This window comes from Campylobacter sp. 7477a (assembly GCF_014892335.1).
In the GTDB taxonomy this organism is placed as follows: domain Bacteria; phylum Campylobacterota; class Campylobacteria; order Campylobacterales; family Campylobacteraceae; genus Campylobacter_A; species Campylobacter_A californiensis.
Map to the genome: position 1 here is coordinate 1 of NZ_JADBJH010000023.1, position 3,412 is coordinate 3,412.

Sequence of the window (3,412 nt, forward strand, 5' to 3'; positions counted from 1 at the left end):
TGTATCGCTATAATTTTTATTTTGCATTTTATAAAATATTAACCGGCCATAATGTAATATTTTTATACCAAAACAGCAGGTGTATTTGATGAAAAAAGATATAAGAATTAAAAATTTCAAAGAGATGAATAAGATAATAGATCGTACGGCAAAAGCCAAGCATTATGCTGTTTTAAAAACTCTTTTAAATTTGATTGAATTATCAAAGTCTAAAAATATACTTTTTTTTATGCCTTTAAGGTATGAACCTGATGTTTATTCTATCAGGCGCAATCTATCCAAAAAATGTAATATTTTTATTCCATTTATGGTAGGGCTTAGTTTAAAAATGGTAGAATTGAAGATGCCGTTTGTGCGCTCTAAATTTAATGTTAGAGAGCCTTTAAGCAAGAAAAGCAGCACTAGGCGGCTTGATATGGCTGTAGTTCCCGTCATCGGGGTTGACGCTACTATGGCAAGGATAGGACATGGCAAAGGTTTTTATGATAGATTTTTTAGCGGCTTATCCTATCGTCCGAAGTTGATAGTTTTTGTGCAGATTAAAGACTTTTATATCGATAAAATTCTTTCTCAAGACCACGATATTCGCGGCGATATCTATCTAACCCCAAAGCAAAATTACATAAAAAGAGGAATTTATGATAGAGATTTTAATAGGCTTAGGAGCCGGTGTGGTGGGCGTTGGCGCAGGGTATCTGTATACTAAAAAGATAAATGACGCTAATTATAATATATTTTTAGAGCAAGCAAAAGCAAAAGCAAAAGTCATAGAGCACGAGGCAGAGCTAACACTTAAAAACTCAAAATTAGCCGTTCAAGAGGCTGAATTTGAAGCTAAGAAAAAATACGATGAAAAGACAACCAAGCTGCAAAAAGATTATTCTCAAAAATTTGACGAACTAAATAAAAAAGAGCAGTCTTTGTTAAACGAGCAAGAAATTTTAAAAGAAAACAAAGCTTTGTTTGAAAAAGACAAGAACGAAGCCAAGCTAGTTTACGAAGAGGGTTTGAATTTAAAAGTAACCTATCAAAACAAAGTAGAAGAGGCATTAAAAGTCCTAGAGCATGCAGCCGGCTTAACCGAGGATGAAGCTAGAGATGTGGTGCTTAAAAAGGTAGAAGAGAAGTCTCGTGCTGACATAGCGCATATCGTAAGAAGATGCGAAGAAGAGGCTAAGCGTGAAGCCAAAAAGAGAGTGAATTATATTTTAGCACAGGCCACATCGCGTTTTGCGGGCGAATTTGCAGCAGAGCGCTTGATAAATGTTGTAAATATTAAAAATGATGAACTAAAAGGCAGGATAATCGGCAAAGAAGGGCGAAATATCAAGACTTTAGAGATGGTTTTGGGTGTTGATATTATTATCGATGACACTCCGCATGCTATTATTTTAAGTAGTTTTAACTTGTATCGCCGCGCAATAGCTACACGTGTTATCGAGCTTTTGGTTGAAGATGGTAGAATTCAGCCAGCCAGGATAGAGGACTTGCATAAAAAAGTTACTGAAGAATTTGAACAAAGCATACAAGAAGAGGGAGAAAATATCGTTATGGACTTGGGACTTAACAAAATTCACCCTGAAATTATCAAGCTAATAGGCAAGTTAAAATTTAGAGCTAGCTACGGACAAAATGCCTTAGCTCATAGCCTTGAAGTAGCGCATCTTGCAGGTATTATAGCTGCTGAAACAGGTGGAGATGAAAAACTTGCAAAAAGAGCTGGAATTTTACACGATATAGGTAAGGCCTTAACGCATGAATTTGAGGGCAGTCACGTTGATTTGGGTGCTGAAATTTGTAAGAGATACAAAGAACATCCGGTTGTTATAAACGCTATTTATGCACATCACGGACATGAAGAGGCAACAAGTGTAGAGAGTGCTGCTGTTTGTGCTGCCGATGCATTAAGTGCGGCAAGACCTGGAGCTAGACGTGAAGTGCTTGAGAGTTTTTTAAAACGTGTTGAAGAGATAGAAAATATCGCAAAAAGCAAGGACGGTATAAAACAAGCTTACGCTATAAATGCGGGACGTGAGATACGAGTTATAGCAAATGCCAAGCTTATAAATGACGATGAGGCAGTGCTTGTAGCTAAAGAGATAGCAAGTGAGATAGAGGATAAGGTGCAATATCCTGGTGAGATAAAAGTAAGTGTAATACGCGAAACAAGAGCGATTGACTACGCTAAGTGATTTGTGATGAAAAAAATTTTGCTTTTATGTTTTTGTTTACTTTTTGCTTTTGCAAATGAAGAGTTGGTTTTAAATAGTGCAAATTCTTTTGTAAAAACTATGAGTTCAAAGCCCGAAGTTCCAACCAGAGAACTTATGGAAAAATCAAGCGCGATCGTGATATTTCCGAGCGTAAAAAAGGTCGGCTTTGTAGTTGGCGGGATGGGGGGAGATGGAGTTATGCTAGTAGGCTCTTTAAATTCCGTATCCGACCTAGTCCCTGTCAGCATGAGCGGGGGGAGTGTCGGCTTGCAGCTTGGTTACGAAGACAGCTCACTTGTTCTTTTTATAATGAAAAACTCGATCGTAGAAGACATCAAAAGCCAAAAGCTCGCGCTTGACGCAACTGCTTCATTTTCTTTTGGCGCTAGGATAGGAGAGCGGGTTAGCAAGATCGGGGATTTTAATTTTTCAAGCGACATCTATGCTTACGCTACTAATGATGGTTTTTTTGCCGGAGCTAGTTTTGGTGGTGTTGTAATAAAACGTAATAACCAAAATTTGAAACAATCTGGCTATGCATATGAACAACTGATGAATATCTACACCAAATTTTAGGCATAAAATGCAAGAAATTTTAACTTCTCTTTCAACATACGGATATATTATTCTCTTTTTATATACACTTGGCGGTGGCATGGTTGCTATTATTGCAGCTGGAGTGTTAAGTTATGCCGGCAAAATGGATCTTGGTGTTAGCATAGCTGTTGCAGCGATATCAAATGCTTTGGGTGATACCTTGCTTTTTTATCTAAGCAGATATAATAAAAACATGTTTATGCCTTACTTGAAAGGACACAAACGCAAACTTGCTTATGCGCATTTACTCATGAAAAGGCATGGAGATAAAGTTGTATTTATTCAAAAATTTATATATGGATTAAAAACGCTAATTCCAATAGCAATTGGTCTTACAAAGTATCCGTTTTATAAATTTAGTGTATTAAATGTTATAAGCTCAATACTTTGGGCCATCTCCTTGGGCGTATTAAGCTATTTGGCTGGAAATTTCTTCATGCAAATTAGTGATTATCTTGGCGATCATGGGTATATTATGCCTAGCATTATGCTTTGTTTACTTGTTGTGATATATTGTTTTTTACAAAAGATAACTAAAAAACGTTAATTATAATAACATACTATCTAAAAATCCATAGTAGTGTTTTTCGTATATTTTGTGC

Annotated in this window: 4 protein-coding genes; all 4 read left to right on the forward strand. The window is 36.5% G+C overall.

The genetic code is table 11. The features are described from left to right. The first annotated feature begins 88 nt into the window (after positions 1–88). The 4 genes from CCAL5182_RS08860 to CCAL5182_RS08875 are packed head-to-tail and all read left to right on the forward strand — an operon-like array spanning position 89 to position 3,357. Positions 89–706 (forward strand): 5-formyltetrahydrofolate cyclo-ligase, encoded by a 618-nt coding sequence (locus tag CCAL5182_RS08860; RefSeq protein ID WP_336610822.1) that lies wholly within the window; start codon positions 89–91, stop codon positions 704–706. After that, positions 639–2,192 carry a ribonuclease Y gene (gene rny / locus CCAL5182_RS08865; RefSeq protein ID WP_336610823.1) on the forward strand — a complete coding sequence of 518 codons (1,554 nt, stop codon included), beginning with the start codon at positions 639–641 and terminating at the stop codon, positions 2,190–2,192. Before CCAL5182_RS08860 ends, rny begins: the two co-directional genes overlap by 68 nt. A 6-nt stretch (positions 2,193–2,198) precedes the next feature. Further along, the gene (locus tag CCAL5182_RS08870; RefSeq protein WP_169938672.1) at positions 2,199–2,789 is read left to right on the forward strand and encodes a lipid-binding SYLF domain-containing protein; all 591 of its coding nucleotides are present in this window, start codon (positions 2,199–2,201) and stop codon (positions 2,787–2,789) included. A 7-nt stretch (positions 2,790–2,796) separates the two neighbouring features. After that, positions 2,797–3,357 (forward strand): DedA family protein, encoded by a 561-nt coding sequence (locus CCAL5182_RS08875; RefSeq protein ID WP_336610824.1) that lies wholly within the window; start codon positions 2,797–2,799, stop codon positions 3,355–3,357. Positions 3,358–3,412: the final 55 nt, after the last annotated feature.

Bases quoted from the DNA above. Each gene is read 5' to 3' on its own strand.
- CCAL5182_RS08860 (WP_336610822.1), top strand. From the start codon at position 89: ATGAAAAAAGATATAAGAATTAAAAATTTCAAAGAGATGAATAAGATA.
- rny (WP_336610823.1), top strand. From the start codon at position 639: ATGATAGAGATTTTAATAGGCTTAGGAGCCGGTGTGGTGGGCGTTGGC.
- CCAL5182_RS08870 (WP_169938672.1), top strand. From the start codon at position 2,199: ATGAAAAAAATTTTGCTTTTATGTTTTTGTTTACTTTTTGCTTTTGCA.
- CCAL5182_RS08875 (WP_336610824.1), top strand. From the start codon at position 2,797: ATGCAAGAAATTTTAACTTCTCTTTCAACATACGGATATATTATTCTC.